The organism is Kribbella sp. NPDC050281 (assembly GCF_040655855.1).
GTDB lineage: Bacteria > Actinomycetota > Actinomycetes > Propionibacteriales > Kribbellaceae > Kribbella.
Map to the genome: position 1 here is coordinate 166,356 of NZ_JBFAKS010000001.1, position 15,841 is coordinate 182,196.

The window sequence follows — 15,841 nt, forward strand, 5'->3', positions numbered from 1 at the left end:
CTCCGGCTCCAGCGGACCCGCTGTCCGCCTCCACCTACGCTACGAACGGCCTCCGGTGGATCCGACAACCGACACCAAAAGACTTTACGGGCGTTGGATCACTTGGGTTCTGGTACCGCCCACGGAGGTACGATCCCGAGGGTGGCGCAGTACCTGTTCAACCTCGTGAAGGCGGACGGCCACGCCGTACGCGAACTCGCCGCTGGGTTCCTGCGAGTCAGTATGTGGGGCGTCGACGCCGACGAGGTGCACGCCCGCGCGCTTGCGTCCGGCGACCAGATTCTCCTCTATTTAGGCGCACCCGAGCGCGTGTTCATCGGCCGCGCCGAGCTTGCCTCGGCGGTCCATGATTGGACAGCATCCGAGGCGCAGACGTGTCCGGGCGATTCCACTCGCGGAGTGTTGCTGGCTCAGGTCGAGGAATGGGACCCGCCCGTGTCAATGCGAACCGTGCTGTCGCGAATGGCCCCGTCCGAGAAGGCAAGGGCCGACTTCCAAACGGGCGTCGTTCGGATCACCGCCAACGAATACAAGACCGCCCTCGCCGTAGCCACCGAACGGTAGCCCCCGCCACGACAGCATGCTCATTCCGACAGGCCCCGCTCACGGGAGGTCGTGCGGTCCTGACGACGCACGGCTGGAGACTCGGTGCCATCAATAGGCACCGCGCGTGTCGAGGTGGACCGATGACGTTCCAGCAGTCGTTCGGCTCTGACCGCCAGGAGTTGTATCTCGCGATCGATGTCCTTGCCGCCGACAATGAACTCGAGCGAATCCTCATCGGTGTAGTAGCGGTAGATCACCCGTTCAAGTTCGTCGGCCGATGCATTCTCCAGGTGGAGACGTCCGGCGAGAGCGACGATATCGGCAGCGTCCTTGCGGCGCTGGGCGACCAGCTTGGTGGCCAGCAGGAACTCGTCGGTGGCGTAGGTGATGTGCAGACCTGGCCTATCACCGCCTTGCAATGCGCCTTCCGGCAGCGGTGGCATCCACGGAGTGGCTCGGGTGTTCAGCCAGTCTTCGGGGAGCTTGCGTTGGCTTGCCATTGCGCGAGCTTCGTCGACCACGACCTCGTCGTGCGTGATGGCGTCAATGTCCTCCGTACGGCGGGGGTCGTCGTTCGAGGTGACGGCAATCGCAGCGCCTCCGACGACGAAGACCGAAGCAGGCGTGCCACGCGTCTTCAGTCGCTTGTCGAGCTCAGAGAGGAGATCGACGATCTCGCCGGCCGTGAATTCGTGGCGCGCGCCGCTCATGCAGTCACCAAGTCACGAGCAGGGACAAAGATGTTGGCCCGCGCCAAGTAGTCCGGAGTCTGCTCGATGATCTCATCGCGCTCCAGGAACGGATGCTCGGGGATCCATGGATCCGGGAGAGCTTCGACCTTGCTCCATTCAGGTGGATCTTCGCCTGCTGCCTCGAATTCGTGTGCAGTCAGGACGGCTAGCAGCGTATCGAAGCCCGCCTGGCCAATCGGGCCCGGCGCTGCCTCCCAAGCTGCTTCCGAACCATCGTGACGGCCTAGCAGCAAGCGCAGGTGGTCACGCCCCTGGAGCAGCATCCGCCACGCCCAATCCTCATCGCTCGCCTCGCGAATAGCCGTCGCTGTAGCCGGGGCGGTCATGATCCGATACTCACGCGCCCTCCCTAGAGCATGAGCAATCCGCCCAGCCCGCATGACGAACTGCGCCGTCGGTTTGGTTTTGCCAGAACGGTAGGTGGAGAGGCGGGGAGCAGAAGTACGGAGGGCAGTGGCGAACGCAGCCTGAGACAGCCCACTCTCGGCGAGTGCGTGGTTCAGCAGTCCGATAACCGCCTGGCTGTCCTTGTCCATCGTGGCACCCCTAGGTCTCTTATCTAATCAGATAATAGTCGGGGTTGTCGCACGACGCCAACGCCAAGAGGTTCCCGTCGCTATCGGGGCGGTTCCGCGCACGCGGATAACCGGTTGCCTGGTTGTGGGTACTCGCCCAGACTCCGGTCCCGTGGATGATGGGGAGCTTGAGGTGGTGTTGAGGAACGAGCGGTATCCGCGGTCTGCTGGGTATTCGGCTCGGTGGATGGTTGACGGGGCGATGGGGCCGAACCCTGTGTGGCAGGCGGAGGCCTTGACTGATCTCATGCCGCTTGAGCCCGGTATGCGGGTACTCGACATGGGATGTGGAACTGCTCTGAGCTCGATCTTCCTGGCCAAGGAGTTCGGTGTTGAGGTGTGGGCGACTGACCTGTGGGTCAAGCCCGACGAGAACCTGCGCCGCGCGGTCGAGGCACACGTAGAAGACCAGGTTCACCCGATCTACGCCGAAGCCCACGCCCTGCCCTTCGCCGAGGCCTTCTTCGACGCGATCATCAGCATCGGCGCCTACCACTACTTCGGCACCGACGACCTCTATCTCGGCTACTACTCACGCTTCGTCAAACGCGGCGGGCAGATCGGCATAGTTCAGCCCGGTCTCGCCGAGGAGTACGAGACGCTTCCCCCGCCACACCTCGAGCCCTACTGGAAATGGGACTTCTGCGCCTGGCACAGCCCCGCCTGGTGGCGCCGGCACTGGGACAAGACCGGCCTGGTCACCGTCGAGGTCGCTGATCGACTGCCCGACGGGTGGCGAGACTGGTTGCAGTGGAACGAAGCCTGCGACCACGACAGCGGTACGCCGGGACAGGAAGCGCAGATGCTTCACACCGACGCCGGCCGCACCCTCGGCCTCACCCGAGTCATAGCCCGCCGCAACAACTAGCCGCCGCACAGTGCGTGGCAGTGGATGATGCGGCCGCTTCATCGACCTCGTGAGGTGCTCGCTGCAGCTCTGCTGGCGGTGGCGTCGTGGATGTCGTTGACTGTTGCCCAGGCGATTGAGCATCAGGCGATGGCAACTCGGGAAGGTGGGACATGAGAGCTCTCCTCACGTCGAGCGGGGTCAAGAACGGCAGCATCCGCGACGCGCTGGTTGACCTGTTGGGCAAACCGATCGCCGAGTCCAACGCTCTGTTCATCCCCACCGCCCTCTACCCGTTCCCGGGCGGCCCCGGCATGGCGTGGGAGGCGATCTGCGGCAAGCGTTCGTCGTCGTTGTGTGGTCTGGGCTGGAAATCGCTGGGGATCCTGGAGCTGTCGGTCCTGCCGAGCATCGAGGAGGACACCTGGGCGCCGACGGTCCGGGACGCCGACGCACTGCTGTTCGGGGGCGGCGACCCGCTGTTTCTCGCCAACTGGATGCGGCGCTCCGGTCTGACCGATCTCCTGCCGGCGCTGCGGTCCGAGGCGGTCTACGTGGGCGTGAGCGCCGGGAGCATCGCAGCCACCTCCACCTTCGTCGAGACGTTCGTCGATCCGCCCCGCCCGAGCGACGGCCCGCTGAAGACGGAGAACGTCGTGTTCGCCACGCCCGAGGGTGACCTCGACAGAATCCTGGTCACGGGACAGGGAGCGGGACTCGTGGACTTCGGGGTGATCCCCCACTTCGAGCACCCGTGGCACCTCGACGCATCCGTGGCCAACGCCGAGAAGTGGGCGGCCCGGATCCCTGCGCCGACGTATGCGATCGACGACGACACCGCGATCAAGGTGGTCGACGGCACCGTCGACATCATCTCGGAGGGCCAGTGGAAACTGTTCCAGCCCTGACGAACCGAGGAGCTACGTGATCGGCAGGGCGATCACGACGACGTTGCTGAGGTAGACCTTGCCGTTCCAGTCCTCACAGGTCACGAGGACCAACCGAGCACGAACACTCTGGTCGAACAGTTGCGTCGCCCGCTTCGCGAGCGCGGCTTTCCGGTACGTCGTCACCGTCGCGACTCGGTAACGCAGCTGACCACGTACCGTCGACGCGACGACGACCGAGCCGGGGACCAGCTGGTCGAGCTTGTCGAAGGCCCCACCGCCGTTGTGAACCGTGTGGCCGGTGATGACCGCGGAACCACGCGCGCCGCCGGGCTGTGCGCCTCCTGACCACCAACCGACCGTCGACGGATCTGATGGCGGCGTCAGCGCACCGTGTGCGGCCTTGATGGCGATGACTGGAGCTTTGACGTGGAGTTGCGCAATGGTGAGGCTGATCGGCCGTCCAGCGCGAGCCGCCGGGACACGGCCGGTCGATGAGATCGTGGCAGCAGAGGACGAAGCTGCCCGGGGTGGTTCGGCGACCGCCCCGTTCGAGCGTCCCGCAACCGCTGCTGCAGGCGAAGGGGAGCCCGTCGGCGACGCCGACGTACCAGCGGCGTCATTGAACTGCAGGTACGCGCCGGCAACGAGCACGCCCGCGCCGACAATCGCGACCGCCCCGCTCCACCGGAGTGGGGCGCGACGGCCGCGACGGCGGGCAGAACTCATGTCAGGCGCTGTGCCTTCCGCGTCGCCGGAGACCGACGACCACTCCACCGGCGAGCATCAGGCCGCCGGCCGCGAGCAGAAGACCACCCGCCAGGCTGAACGGACTGTTGATCCCGGCAACCGAACTGGCCGAACCGCCACCGAGACCGGCGTCGACCTCGGTCGGCACACCGGGAGTGGGCGACTCCGAGTCCCCCGGTACGTCCGAGGCCGGAGTCGAAGAGGTCGCGGTGGGCAGGGTCGACGTGGACTCCGACGGCGATGTTGACGGAGACGTCGGCGGGGTCGTCTCCGGTGTGGTCGGAGGCGTGGTCGGCGGGGTCGTCTCCGGCGTCGTCGGAGGCGTGGTCGGCGGGGTCGTCTCCGGCGTGGTGGGCGGCGTGGTCGGAGGCGTCGTCGGCGGGCTGGTGGGCGGGGTGGTGGTGTTGCAGCCCTCGACCCAGAAGACCTTGTGCTTGACGTCGTTGCCCCTCGAACCGGGGGCGTTGACGGTGAGCTTCACGTGGTAGCCCTGCTGTGGATGCGGCTGACCGGTGAACTTCAGCGTGTACATCTCCCTGGCGTCGAGGTCGGTACCACCACCGGCCGCATCCTCACCGATGAACGGGTTCAGATTGCCGGACACCACCTGGAGGCCGGCATCCGCAGTCGGTGCCTGGTCCTTGAAGGTCACCGTCGCGTTGAACGACGGGTCCTTGTCGTAGTTGTAGAACTCGACCACGAACGTGCAGCCCTGGTGCGGGTTGTTGTCCGGTGGTCCGCTCTGGATCTCGTCGTCCTCGATCTTGACCGTGCCGTTGTTGCCTGGCGGGTTGCCCTTGTGGCCGTTGGCGGCGATGGACTGGTCGGCGTTGGCCGAAGGCGCCACCAGGAGAGCTGTCGCGCCGAGCAGCAATGACAATGCTCCCGCCGCAGCGACGATGCTCGTGGCACGGGAACGGATACCCACGGGGGTCATGTCTGTCCTTGAACGGTGCAGGGGATTGGTCCACGAGAAGTATTTCGGTCTCGTCACAGGAGTCAAGGCTGTTCGGTAACGATTGGCCACGCAGGTGAACGGCGTTGTCCACAGGCCCTGTGCACAACCGCTGCCGGACTTGTTGCCGATGACAAGGTCACCGGTACGTCGTCACAGGTTTCGGGATACCTGAACCGACCGCCTGCTCAACAGTTTCAGAGCTCGGCCTGCGCCGGCCTATCAGGTGGGTTTGCGGGCTAGGAGGTAGCCGCGGGCTGGGGTGTCGGGGGTGTCGGGTTCTTGGACTGTGGTTGTCCAGGGGTTGAAGCCGGCGTCTCGTAGGAGGCCGGCTACCTCGGTTGGCTGTTGGCGGTACCAGGTGATGGAGATGGAAGTGCCGAAGAGCTCGGTGCGGTGGTTGTGTTCGCTGCCGATCTGGAAGGCGAGCATGAGTACGCCGCCTGGCGCGAGGACCCGGTGGAACTCGGCGAAGAGTTGTGGCCGCTGGTCCCAGGGGACGTGGATGATCGAGTAGTAGGCGAGCAGTCCGCCGAGGGTTGCGTCCGGCACGTCCAACGCGAGCATCGAGCCCTCCTCGAAGCGGAGGTGCGGATAGGTACGACGGGCCAACGCCAGCATCCCCGGCGACAAGTCGATACCGAACGCGTCCAGTCCCAAGTCAGACAGCAGGATCGTCACCCGGCCCGGTCCACAGCCGACATCGGCGACGAGATCGTTGCCTCCGGCCCGTACCAGTTCCGCGAAGACGGCGAACAGCGCACGATCGAGCGGTCGGTCATCCAGACTCGAGGCCACGATGTCGGCATGCTCCGCGGCCAGGGCGTCGTACGAGTCCCGGAGGGCGGCAACAAACGAAGTATCCGTCACGACTCGGGACACTAGATGCCATCACCGACAGGCGGGATTCGGGCGAGGCGGCGGACGGCGGCCAGGCCGTCTGGGGATCCGGGCCAGTGACGGTCGAGAGCTTCGCTGCCTGCCCGACGCGTGACTGAGCGCAGCGCGAACGCCACGATCACAGCGTCATCGGCGTACCCGATCACCGGGATGAAGTCGGGCACCAGGTCGAACGGCAGGGCAAGGTACGCGAGCAAGAGCCAGAGCCGGACCCGCACTCCACGCGGCAGCGTCGGGTCGGCGGCAAGACGACGCAGGAGCCGGACCAGATCGGGCAGCAGTCGCAGCGCATCACGTACGCGTAGTTCGTCCGGCCGGCCGATCCACAGCGCGACGATCAGCGCGAGCCACAGGAGCAGCACGCCACCGACAACGCCCGCCCCCACAGACCACCACGCCGCCGACACGCGACCATTCTGCCGAATTCACAGACGTGGCGAGCCGTTCTCCAAGTAGGCGGTCGTGGACGTCCGGGCGTTCAGGGCGGCTGTGACTCGGGCGTACTGGTTGGAGTCGAGGAGGTGCTCGGCCTCGGTCAACAGCACGAAGCGAAAGGTGCTCGCTTCGGTTGGGTCGAGGGCGATGCGGTCGACGTCGGACGGTGTGAGTACGCCGCCATCGAAAATGAACGCGACCACCTCGCTGAAGTCACCCAGTCGCGGCACCCAGTCCACGGTGAGCAACGCGCCAGGCTCCACCACGAGCCCCAGCTCCTCCTGGACCTCCCGCTGGGCGGCGCGGCGCGGCGACTCGTCACGTTCGACCGCGCCACCCGGCAGGTCCCAGGTCGGTTTGTACGGCGGATCGAGCACCAGTAACCGCCCCGCCTGGTCGGTGAACAAGCAGTCGGCGGCCATCCGTTTGGTCGGGAACCTCGCGGTGAAATGAACCTCGTCAGTCACGTCGCCCAGAAAACCACAGGTGCTCGGGGGCAGTTTCGTGTTTACGCTCTTCGGGGAGGGTGAGGTGCGGATCCGGCTGCTTGGGGGATTTGGGGTCGATCACGGGCAGTTGCCTGTCGATGGCCGGGCTTGGCGTCTGCGGAAGGCGCGGACGCTGGTCAAGATGCTGGCGCTGACGCGGGATCAGCGGCTGCACCGCGACGTACTGCTCGAGGCGTTGTGGCCGGACCGGGCGCCGACGTCCGCGGTCAACAATCTCCACCAGGCGCTGTACGTAGCCCGCCGGGTGCTCGCCGGCGACGAGTCGAGCGACGGCTTGCTCGAACTGCGCGACGACTTCGTGGTGCTGCGAGCCAACCGCAGCGTGGAGGTCGACGTCCGGACCTTCGAACGGTTGGCAGCGCTCTCCCGCGCGAGCGGTGATCTCGCGGACCTGCGCGCCGCGGTCGCGGCGTACGCGGGCGATCTGCTCCCCGAGGACCGGTTCGAGGACTGGGCCGTCCGGCCGCGCGAAGAGCTCCGGGCGAGCTACTGCGACCTCCTCGTCGACCTCGCGGACGCGGCTGCCGATGCCGGGGAGGACGTGGAGGCGCTCGATGCCCTGCAGCGCGCACTCGCGATCGACCCCCTGCACGAACGCGCCGTCCGCAGCCTGATGCGACGCCATACGACGATGGGCCGGCTGTCGGAGGCGCTGGCGCAGTACGAACGGTTGCGCGGCGAGCTGCGTACGACGTACGGCACCGATCCGGACCCGGAGACGCAACGGGTGTACCGCGACCTGCTGACCGGCAGCGTCACGGTCGACGACCCGCCGACGACGGTCCGGCACAATCTCGCACCGGCGTTGACGAGCTTCGTCGGGCGCGAGCGGGAGATCGCCGATGTCCATCGTCTGCTGGAGCGAGGCCGCCTGGTCACGCTCACCGGCGTGGGCGGTGCCGGCAAGACCCGGCTGGCGGAGGAGGCGGCCCGCCGGCTGCACGGGTACGCCGACGGCGTCTGGATCGCGGACCTCGTGCCGGTCGCCGATCCGCACCTCGTTGCCGATACCGTCGCGGCCGCACTCGGACTGGATCCCGCGGCAGGCTCGGACTCGTTGCGCACCTTGATCACCCGCCTGGCTCCCCGAAACCTTCTCCTCGTGCTCGACAACTGCGAGCACCTGCTCCCCGCCTGTGCTGGACTCGTCAGCGCAGTACTGCGAGGTTGCCCCGGCGTCACCGTGCTCGCGACCAGCCGCGAACCGCTGCATGCTCCGGGCGAAGTGACCTTCCGGGTGCCCTCCCTCGAGCTCCCGGAGCCTGCGGACGCGGGTGATCTCGACCGACTCGGGACTCTGGCGTCAGTACGCCTCTTCGTCGAGCGCGCCCAGGACGTCCGCCCCGGCTTCGTCCTCGATACGGACAACGCCGGCGCCGTGGTCGAGATCTGCCGCTGTCTCGACGGCATCCCGCTCGCACTCGAGCTCGCCGCTGCGCGCGCCTCGCACCTCGAGCCGGCCGAGATCGCCGAGCGCCTCGGCGAAGCACTTCCCCTGCTGAGCCGCCACGGCGAGATCACCCGGCACGCGACGCTGCGGGCAGCGCTCGAGTGGAGCCACGCCTTGCTGTCGGACGACGAGCAGGTGCTGCTCCGGCGGCTCGCCGTGTTCGCCGGAAGCTTCTCGCTTCCATCGGCCGAGCAGGTGTGCGCCGACGAGCGGATTCCCGGTCCGACGGTGCTGGACTACCTCGGCCGTCTGGTCGACAAGTCGCTGTTGGTGGTTGACCACGACGGCCCTCGCTCCCGCTACCGCCTCCTCGACACCATCCGGCAGTTCGCACGCGAACGGCTCGTCGCCGCGCGGGAGATCGGACCGCTCGAGGCCGCGCACTGCCGGCACTTCCTGGAACTGGCGTCCGACCAGGACCCGGAGCGAGCCAGCGTTGTCGTCGAACGTCCGCAGTTGCTGGACGCCGACCACGACAACCTTCGCGCCGCACTCGCCTGGGCGCTTCACCACGATCACGAACGGGCCCTGCTGCTCGGAGTGAGCCTGTCGCAGTACTGGCTGGCCCGCGGTCATTTCGCCGAAGGAGCCGGCTGGCTCGAGCGCATTCTCGAGGCGGCCGCCCCACCGTCCCCGGAGCGAGAGCGAGCGTTCTTCGCGCTGGCGACCCTCGATGCTCGGAGGGGTCTGAGCGACCGGCTCCCAGGCCTCGGGGACGAAGCTGTCGCTGTTGCCGCGCAGTCCGACGACCCTGCAGCCGTGGTGTCCGCCCGGGTACTGCGCGGCACTCTGCTGCTGGGGAACGGAGACCTCAATGAGATCGAGGAGATCGCCGCGAACGCGCTCGTCCGGGCCGACTTCCTGGCAGCGGCACCAGTGGCCGCCGCCGCCCGCGGGCTGGCCGCGATGGCTGCGCTCTTCCGCGAGGACGTCGTACCCGCTCAGGAACGGTTCGCCGAATGCCTGCGGCGGCTGAGTCTCATCGACGCGACCGCTGTCCCGTTCTTCCCCGCCGTCACGATGTGTATGCCGCTCGCACCCGTCGACGGATCGCTGGTTCCGGTGTTCGAGGAGACCTTCCTGCTCGGGCGACGGGTCGGCGCGGTACAGGGCCGTGGCTACGCTCTGTCCGCCTTCGCCGACGCCCATCGGCTGGCGGGCGACCTGGACGCCGCGCTGGACGCCGTGCGGCGGTCCGTCGACACGTTCGCCGGCATCGACGACGCGGCCGGGCTCGGCCACGCTCTCAACCATCTGGGGTGCATCGAGCGTGACCAGGGATTGTTCGAACCGGCCGAGGAGCATCTCCGCGAAGCGCTGCGGATCCGCGAGCAGTTGGGAGATCGCCGCGGTGAGAACCTCAGCCTGGCGAACCTGGGATTGTTGTCCGCAGCCGCTGGTGACGCCGGATCCGGACGACGCCTCACCCGCATCGCCGTCGATCGCGGCGAGGCCGTCGACGACGTACCCGGCGCGGCGGGCGCACTGCTGAACCTCGTCATCGTCGAACTCTTCGCCGGCGAACGGCACGCCGCCCGGCTGCTCGCCGAACAGGTGATCGAGGCCTTCCATCCGCAGGGGTACCTGCGCCTCGAGGCGTGGATACGGCTCCTCGCCGCCGAACTCGCCCAGGACGACGGTGACACCGAGACACTGGCCAGACACGGCCGGGCAGCGTCCGAACTCTTCGCCCGGCTGGGCTGCCACATCGGTACGGCGCGGGCCGCCGCCCTCCCACAGCGTCCGCTCACGGCGCGCTAAGTCACGCTAAGCCACTGCGAAGGCCGTCCTCCTAGCGTCGTGTCGTCCAGGAAAACCTCCTGGAGGGGACGAATCAGGAGTAGCGATGACAACGACGCAAGCGCGACAGGACACGCTCGGGGAGGCCACGCTCGGGGAGCTCGCCGAGGGACTTCGTGGCGAGCTGGTCCGCCCGACCGACCCTTCGTACGACGAGGCGCGGTCGATCTGGAATGCCGCGCACGACAAGAGACCCGCACTCATCGTGCGGTGCCGCGGCGTGGCCGACGTCATCCGGGCAGTCGAGTTCGCCCGGAGCGAGGGGCTCACACTGGCCGTCCGGGGCGGCGGCCACAGCATCCCGGGCTTCTCGACCACGGACGGTGGACTGGTGATCGACCTGTCCCCGATGAACACGGTACGGATCGACCCCGACCGGCGCCGGATCGTGGCACAGGGCGGATGTACCTGGGGAGATGTGGACGCCGAGGCACAGGCGTTCGGCCTGGCTGTAACAGGGGGCTTGGTGTCCACGACCGGTGTCGCCGGCTTCACGCTCGGCGGCGGGATCGGCTGGCTCGTCCGCCGGGCCGGCCTGGCCTGCGACAACCTGGTCGGGGCCGACGTCGTCACTGCGGACGGCCGGTACCTGCACACGAGCGAGGACGAGAACCCGGAGCTGCTCTGGGCGTTGCGTGGCGGTGGCGGCAACTTCGGCGTCGTCACGTCGTTCGAGTTCAAGGCGTACGAGGTCGGTCCGACGGTCTTCGCCGGTATCGCCTTCTACCCCGGCGACAAGGCGGCCGACGTACTGCGGGGATTCGGTGCGGCAGCGGCCTCGGCACCTGACGACTTGTCGCTGGCCATCAACCTCACCACCGCACCGCCGTTGCCGTTCCTGCCCGAGGAAGTGCACGGGAAGCCGATCGTCGCCGTACTCGGCATGTGGTCCGGGCAGGCCGAGGATGGTGACGCAGCGACCCGGCCATTCCGTGAGCTCGCGCCTGTGGTGGCGGATCTGTTCGGTCCGATGCCGTACAACGCGATGCAGACGCTGCTCGATCCACTGTTCCCACGGGGCATGCGGAACTACTTCCGGTCGGCGTTCTTCAGTGACCTCGGGCCGGCGACGGTCGACGCGATCGTCTCGTCGCACACCCAGGTGCCGAACGGCGTGTCCGAGCTCCACATTCACCATCTCGGTGGGGCGATGGGCCGGGTTCCGGCCGACGCCACCGCGTTCGGTACGCGGGACCACGAGTACATCCTCAACGTGGTCGCGCGGACCCCGGACGCCGATGGCTTCGACACCGCGGTTCAGTGGGCTCGTGCCGCGGGAGCAGCGCTCGGACCGGACGCGGCGTCGTACGTGAACTTCACCGGCGAGACGAACCAGGACATCGTCCGTGCGTCGTACCCGCCGGCGACCTACGAGCGGCTCGTCGCGGTGAAGGACACCTACGACCCGACCAACCTGTTCCGGCTCAACCAGAACATCCCGCCGTCGGCGGGTTCGGATCGGCGACAGGGGTAGTCGCCGACTGCACGGGCCCGGCTCCGGATCAGGTGGTCCGGAGCCGGGCCGCGACACGGCTCAGCTCTTCGGGCTCAGTTCTTGGGCTCAGTTCTTGGGCTCAGTTCTTGACGAAGTCGGCGAACATGCCGGGTTCGTACGAGCCGCCCGGAGTGCGCGGGATGACGTTCATCCGGTTGGCCGCGTTGATGATGGCGACCAGGGAGATCAGCGCGGCGAGCTGGTCGTCGTCGTAGTGCTTGCGGGCGTGCGCCCAGGTCTCGTCGGAGACGCCCTGGTGGGTGTCGGCCATCCGGGTGCCCTCCTCGGTGAAGGCGAGCGCGGCGCGCTCTTCCTCGGTGAAGACCGTGGACTCGCGCCACGCGGCGATCAGATTGAGCCGCGTCGGAGTCTCGCCTGCCGCGGCCGCGTCCTTGGTGTGCATGTCGATGCAGAAGCCGCAGCCGTTGATCTGGCTGGCCCGGATCTGGACCAGGAACTGGACGGTCTTCGGCAGCGTCGACTGCTCGAGCATCAGCGCCAGGCCGGCGAAGCGCTTGCCGAGCTTGGCGGCCCACTCGTTCTCCATCATGTTGAATCGGGCGTTCATAGCGTCGTCCTTCGGGTGTGATGTTGTGGTCGTGACGAACACAAGATGCCGACGGACCGATCCGCGTGACAGCGCGGTGAAGTGACGCACGCCACCCCGCCCGATCTGTCACAGAACGGCGGGTTCCGGTGTCTGATGGAAAACACCTTCGCCTGCGCAGAGGAGCCACACCCATGGCCGGCCCGGATCCAGCCACCGAGGCGTTCGTTGCCCACCGCAACCTGCTGTTCACCGTCGCCTACGAGCTGCTCGGCTCGGCCGCGGACGCGGAGGACGTACTGCAGGAGACCTGGTTGCGCTGGGTGGGCGTCGACCTCGACACGGTGCGGGACCAGCGGGCCTACCTGGTCCGGATCGCCAGCCGGCAGGCGCTGAGCAGGCTGCGGACGCTCGGCCGGCGCAAGGAGTCGTACGTCGGCCCGTGGCTGCCCGAGCCGTTGCTGACCGCACCGGACGTGGCCGAGGACGTCGAACTCGCCGACAACGTCTCGATGGCCATGCTGCTCGTGCTGGAGACCCTCAAGCCGACCGAGCGGGCGGTGTTCGTACTGCGTGAGGTCTTCGCCCTCGAGTACGACGAGATCGCGGAAGCCGTCGACAAGACCCCGGCCGCGGTCCGCCAGATCGCGCATCGGGCCCGGGCTCACGTCGCGGAGCGCCGGCCGCGCGGGTCCGTATCCCCGGCCGAGTCCCGCGGCGCGCTGGAGGCCTTCCGTTGGGCGGTCGAAACGGGCGATCTGCAACGACTGCTCGACATGCTGGCGCCGGACGTCGTACTCCTCGGTGACGGTGGCGGCGTCAAGCAGGCCCTGCTGCGTCCGATCGTCGGAGCCGATCGCGTGGCGCGGTTGCTGGCGGCCGGCCTGCCCAACGTCGTCGGCGAGTTCACCGTCGAACCGATCCAGGTCAACGGCTCCCCCGCGCTACTCCTGCGCCAGGACGGTGAGATCGAACAGATCGTCGCCGTACGCCTGGACGACGGCCTCATCACCGGCCTCTACGTCGTCCGCAACCCCGAGAAACTCTCCCACCTGGAAGAGGAAACCACCCTCAACCGCTGATCGCTTGGTCGTTCACCAGGGTGGTGGCGGCCTGGTGGATCTTGGTGAGGGCCTGGATCAGGTGAGTGCGCTCGGTCTTGGTCAGGGTGGCGGTGAGTTGATCCTCGAGGCGTTGGCGTTCAGCCTCGATCGGTTCGCGGAGGGCGCGGCCGGCGTCGGTGAGCCAGAGCCGGACCAGGCGGTTGTCGTGCGGGTCGGGCCGGCGTTCCAGCAGGCCGGCCTCGGCCATTCGAGTGGCCAGCTTGGTGACGGCGGGGGTGGTGACGTTCACGGCGGCGGCGATCTCGCCGGGGGTGCGGCCGTCCTGCTCCCACAACGCGGCCAGCAGGTGGTCCTGTCCGAGCCGGAGGCCGTGCCGCTGGACAGCGGCCTCTGCCGCGGCCCGGAGCACCTTCGACGTCTTGCTGTGCAGGTCCAGGAACTCGGGCATCGGGCGACTCCGTCCGGCGATTGACGAGCAGATCGTTTACCGGTTAACGTTCCTCGAAGATCGTTAACCGGTAAAGGAGTCTGTCATGCTACTGATCACCGGCGCCACCGGCCACGTCGGGCGCGCACTGGTCGACGAGTTGGATCGGAAGGGCGTCGACTTCCGCGTCCTGCTGCGCGCACCCCGGGCCGACCTGCCCGACCGCGTCGCGCAGGTGATCGGAGACCTCGGCAGGCCCGACTCACTGGCCGCCGCACTCGAGAATGTCCACCAGGTGTTCCTGCTGGTGCCCGGCACCGGGCTCGAGCACACCGCGAACGTCATCGCGGGCGCTCGGAGCACGGGTGTCCAGCACCTCGTCTACCTGTCGTCGTACGCCGTACTCGGCGAGCCGACTCCTGCCATGGGCCGGTGGCATCACGAGCGGGAGCAGATGATCCGGCGCTCCGGCATCCCCGCGACCTTCCTGCGGCCGACCGGCTTCATGACGAACACCTTCGACTGGTTGTCGACAATCCGATCCGGCTACGTGCTGGACCCGATCGGCCCCGGCCGCGCCGCGCCGATCGACCCCGCCGACATCGCCTCGGTCGCGGCGGCTGTCCTCACCCAGGACTGCCACCAGGACAAGGAGTACACACTGACCGGCGCCGAGGCGTTCACGGTCGCCGAGCAGGTCGGCATCCTCGCGAAGGCGATCGGCCACGACCTCGAGGTACGGCCCGTCGAGGACGCTGAGGATGTGGTCCGCTTCCGCTACCCCGACGGCGCGCCGCCGGCCCTGGCCGCTGCCGTGGTCGAGGGCGTGCGACTCATGCGCGCCGATACGGTCGGCCTGCGCACGGACGCCGTACGACGCATCACCGGACGGGAACCGCGATCGTTCGCAGACTGGTGCCGGCAGAACGCGGCCGCGTTCGCAGAGCCGGCCGGCAAGTAGCTCCGCAGTACCCACCCAGGGGTGGTGAGTACTGCGCAGCCGCCTAGTTGGCTTCCTTCGTAGCCCAGTAGTGCCACTGTGGGGACGCGGCTGGGGAGCGGGTCAGGCCGTCCGGCCAGGTGGCCGGGAGGTCGTGACTCCGCGCCGCGTACAGGATCACCTCCGATGCGATGCGGTCGCCGCGGACGGCGACACGGGCAGCTGTCTCGGCACGCATGTCGGTGAGGTAGTGGATGGCCGGCAGGAACTCCGCGCTCAGCCGTGCACTCAGCCGCCCGACCGGTTCGTCGTCCAGCCGGACCTCGACCACGATCCGGTGCCGGTCGTTGAAGCTGTCCTCCTCCTCGATCGCGTGCATGGTGCCGTACGCCCAGCACTCGCCTTCCGCACGGAAGAACGGTGCGAGTACGTCGGGATGCACCTCACTGCCCGGTACGACGATGCCGCTGCCGGGCGGCAACAGGTGAAAGCTGCCCGGCGGAGGCAGATTCACCGGGACCAGCATGTGCGGCTGGCCGAGGGCCACCGCCACACTGGCATGGAACTCGGTGTCCTGGTCGCCCTTGCCGTCCCAGTCCGCCGGTTCCCACTCACTGACCCACAGGTGGCACGGCACCTGCGGTTGCAGGCCTTGCGCCACCAGTTCTGACAACACCGGGTGGTACCGGTGCGCATCGTCCCTCGGCAGGTAGCCGACAACCTTCCCCTGCACCCGTACGGCGATCGATCGGGGGTCGAAACGGTTGTGCGGTTCCGGGACCAGGTCCGCGTCGATGTCCAAGTCTGCGCCACGCGCTGGGATGGGGTCGGGAAACAGGCTTCGGATCGCCTGCTCGTGCGGAGCCTCCCGCACGACCTCCTGACCACACCACAGGGCGTCTCCCCACAGACTGAACGGAATCAGTTCCATCCGTGCCCTCCAGTCCACTTGACCGGCTTTA

The 15,841-nt window shown here is 67.8% G+C and carries 17 protein-coding genes; 7 read left to right on the plus strand and 10 right to left on the minus strand.

Annotated elements, in window-relative coordinates:
* Nucleotides 1-141 precede the first annotated feature (141 nt).
* Nucleotides 142-564, plus strand: coding sequence for a hypothetical protein (locus AB0I34_RS00910; RefSeq protein ID WP_360437219.1), 423 nt, complete (start codon nt 142-144; stop codon nt 562-564).
* 20 nt (nt 565-584) lie between these two features.
* Here AB0I34_RS00910 and AB0I34_RS00915 read toward each other — a convergent pair whose 3' ends face one another.
* Together AB0I34_RS00915 and AB0I34_RS00920 are read right to left on the minus strand one after the other, a co-directional pair.
* Nucleotides 585-1,256, minus strand: coding sequence for a DUF6036 family nucleotidyltransferase (locus AB0I34_RS00915; RefSeq protein WP_360437222.1), 672 nt, complete (start codon nt 1,254-1,256; stop codon nt 585-587).
* Nucleotides 1,253-1,834 (minus strand): helix-turn-helix transcriptional regulator, encoded by a 582-nt coding sequence (locus tag AB0I34_RS00920; RefSeq protein WP_360437225.1) that lies wholly within the window; start codon nt 1,832-1,834, stop codon nt 1,253-1,255. The genes AB0I34_RS00915 and AB0I34_RS00920 overlap by 4 nt, the downstream gene beginning before the upstream one ends.
* A gap of 286 nt (nt 1,835-2,120) precedes the next feature.
* Here AB0I34_RS00920 and AB0I34_RS00925 point away from each other — a divergent pair, with 286 nt between their 5' ends.
* Nucleotides 2,121-2,741 carry a methyltransferase domain-containing protein gene (locus AB0I34_RS00925; protein WP_360437227.1) on the plus strand — a complete coding sequence of 207 codons (621 nt, stop codon included), beginning with the start codon at nt 2,121-2,123 and terminating at the stop codon, nt 2,739-2,741.
* A gap of 152 nt (nt 2,742-2,893) precedes the next feature.
* Nucleotides 2,894-3,628 carry a Type 1 glutamine amidotransferase-like domain-containing protein gene (locus AB0I34_RS00930; protein ID WP_360437230.1) on the plus strand — a complete coding sequence of 245 codons (735 nt, stop codon included), beginning with the start codon at nt 2,894-2,896 and terminating at the stop codon, nt 3,626-3,628.
* Nucleotides 3,629-3,640: 12 nt separating this feature from the next.
* Here the strand turns inward: AB0I34_RS00930 and AB0I34_RS00935 are convergent, their stop codons facing one another.
* From AB0I34_RS00935 to AB0I34_RS00955, 5 genes are all read right to left on the minus strand, one after another.
* On the minus strand, nt 3,641-4,336 hold the full coding sequence (locus AB0I34_RS00935; protein WP_360437233.1) for a class F sortase: 696 nt from the start codon (nt 4,334-4,336) through the stop codon (nt 3,641-3,643).
* A 1-nt stretch (nt 4,337) separates the two neighbouring features.
* On the minus strand, nt 4,338-5,294 hold the full coding sequence (locus AB0I34_RS00940) for a hypothetical protein (protein ID WP_360437236.1): 957 nt from the start codon (nt 5,292-5,294) through the stop codon (nt 4,338-4,340).
* A gap of 240 nt (nt 5,295-5,534) precedes the next feature.
* Nucleotides 5,535-6,182 carry a methyltransferase domain-containing protein gene (locus tag AB0I34_RS00945; protein WP_360437239.1) on the minus strand — a complete coding sequence of 216 codons (648 nt, stop codon included), beginning with the start codon at nt 6,180-6,182 and terminating at the stop codon, nt 5,535-5,537.
* An 11-nt stretch (nt 6,183-6,193) separates the two neighbouring features.
* On the minus strand, nt 6,194-6,619 hold the full coding sequence (locus AB0I34_RS00950; protein ID WP_360437242.1) for a YkvA family protein: 426 nt from the start codon (nt 6,617-6,619) through the stop codon (nt 6,194-6,196).
* Between the two features lie 18 nt (nt 6,620-6,637).
* Nucleotides 6,638-7,114 (minus strand): NUDIX hydrolase, encoded by a 477-nt coding sequence (locus AB0I34_RS00955; RefSeq protein ID WP_360437245.1) that lies wholly within the window; start codon nt 7,112-7,114, stop codon nt 6,638-6,640.
* Nucleotides 7,115-7,178: 64 nt separating this feature from the next.
* Here AB0I34_RS00955 and AB0I34_RS00960 point away from each other — a divergent pair, with 64 nt between their 5' ends.
* The gene (locus AB0I34_RS00960; protein WP_360437248.1) at nt 7,179-10,367 is read left to right on the plus strand and encodes a BTAD domain-containing putative transcriptional regulator; all 3,189 of its coding nucleotides are present in this window, start codon (nt 7,179-7,181) and stop codon (nt 10,365-10,367) included.
* 85 nt (nt 10,368-10,452) lie between these two features.
* Complete coding sequence (locus tag AB0I34_RS00965; protein ID WP_360437251.1) at nt 10,453-11,880, plus strand: FAD-binding oxidoreductase; 1,428 nt, start codon at nt 10,453-10,455, stop codon at nt 11,878-11,880.
* A 100-nt stretch (nt 11,881-11,980) separates the two neighbouring features.
* Here the strand turns inward: AB0I34_RS00965 and AB0I34_RS00970 are convergent, their stop codons facing one another.
* Complete coding sequence (locus AB0I34_RS00970; protein WP_360437254.1) at nt 11,981-12,469, minus strand: carboxymuconolactone decarboxylase family protein; 489 nt, start codon at nt 12,467-12,469, stop codon at nt 11,981-11,983.
* 173 nt (nt 12,470-12,642) lie between these two features.
* Between AB0I34_RS00970 and AB0I34_RS00975 the strand changes: the two genes are divergently transcribed.
* Entirely contained in the window at nt 12,643-13,530 is an 888-nt protein-coding gene (locus AB0I34_RS00975) for an RNA polymerase sigma-70 factor (RefSeq protein ID WP_360437257.1), read from the plus strand.
* On the opposite strand, the gene AB0I34_RS00980 is transcribed toward AB0I34_RS00975, so the two are convergent.
* Nucleotides 13,520-13,960, minus strand: a complete 441-nt coding sequence (locus AB0I34_RS00980) for a MarR family transcriptional regulator (protein ID WP_360437260.1) — start codon at nt 13,958-13,960, stop codon at nt 13,520-13,522. The two genes, AB0I34_RS00975 and AB0I34_RS00980, sit on opposite strands and share 11 nt — an antisense overlap.
* Before the next feature lie 85 nt (nt 13,961-14,045).
* On the opposite strand from AB0I34_RS00980, the gene AB0I34_RS00985 reads away from it, so the two are divergent.
* Nucleotides 14,046-14,900 carry an NAD(P)H-binding protein gene (locus tag AB0I34_RS00985; protein ID WP_360437262.1) on the plus strand — a complete coding sequence of 285 codons (855 nt, stop codon included), beginning with the start codon at nt 14,046-14,048 and terminating at the stop codon, nt 14,898-14,900.
* Between the two features lie 43 nt (nt 14,901-14,943).
* Here AB0I34_RS00985 and AB0I34_RS00990 read toward each other — a convergent pair whose 3' ends face one another.
* Complete coding sequence (locus AB0I34_RS00990) at nt 14,944-15,810, minus strand: HIRAN domain-containing protein (protein WP_360437265.1); 867 nt, start codon at nt 15,808-15,810, stop codon at nt 14,944-14,946.
* Between the last annotated feature and the right edge of the window lie 31 nt (nt 15,811-15,841).

Coding starts and splice junctions, on each gene's coding strand:
- AB0I34_RS00970 (WP_360437254.1), bottom strand. CDS start 12,469: ATGAACGCCCGATTCAACATGATGGAGAACGAGTGGGCCGCCAAGCTC.
- AB0I34_RS00980 (WP_360437260.1), bottom strand. CDS start 13,960: ATGCCCGAGTTCCTGGACCTGCACAGCAAGACGTCGAAGGTGCTCCGG.
- AB0I34_RS00985 (WP_360437262.1), top strand. CDS start 14,046: ATGCTACTGATCACCGGCGCCACCGGCCACGTCGGGCGCGCACTGGTC.
- AB0I34_RS00965 (WP_360437251.1), top strand. CDS start 10,453: ATGACAACGACGCAAGCGCGACAGGACACGCTCGGGGAGGCCACGCTC.
- AB0I34_RS00930 (WP_360437230.1), top strand. CDS start 2,894: ATGAGAGCTCTCCTCACGTCGAGCGGGGTCAAGAACGGCAGCATCCGC.
- AB0I34_RS00915 (WP_360437222.1), bottom strand. CDS start 1,256: ATGAGCGGCGCGCGCCACGAATTCACGGCCGGCGAGATCGTCGATCTC.
- AB0I34_RS00975 (WP_360437257.1), top strand. CDS start 12,643: ATGGCCGGCCCGGATCCAGCCACCGAGGCGTTCGTTGCCCACCGCAAC.
- AB0I34_RS00990 (WP_360437265.1), bottom strand. CDS start 15,810: ATGGAACTGATTCCGTTCAGTCTGTGGGGAGACGCCCTGTGGTGTGGT.
- AB0I34_RS00940 (WP_360437236.1), bottom strand. CDS start 5,294: ATGACCCCCGTGGGTATCCGTTCCCGTGCCACGAGCATCGTCGCTGCG.
- AB0I34_RS00935 (WP_360437233.1), bottom strand. CDS start 4,336: ATGAGTTCTGCCCGCCGTCGCGGCCGTCGCGCCCCACTCCGGTGGAGC.
- AB0I34_RS00920 (WP_360437225.1), bottom strand. CDS start 1,834: ATGGACAAGGACAGCCAGGCGGTTATCGGACTGCTGAACCACGCACTC.
- AB0I34_RS00925 (WP_360437227.1), top strand. CDS start 2,121: ATGCCGCTTGAGCCCGGTATGCGGGTACTCGACATGGGATGTGGAACT.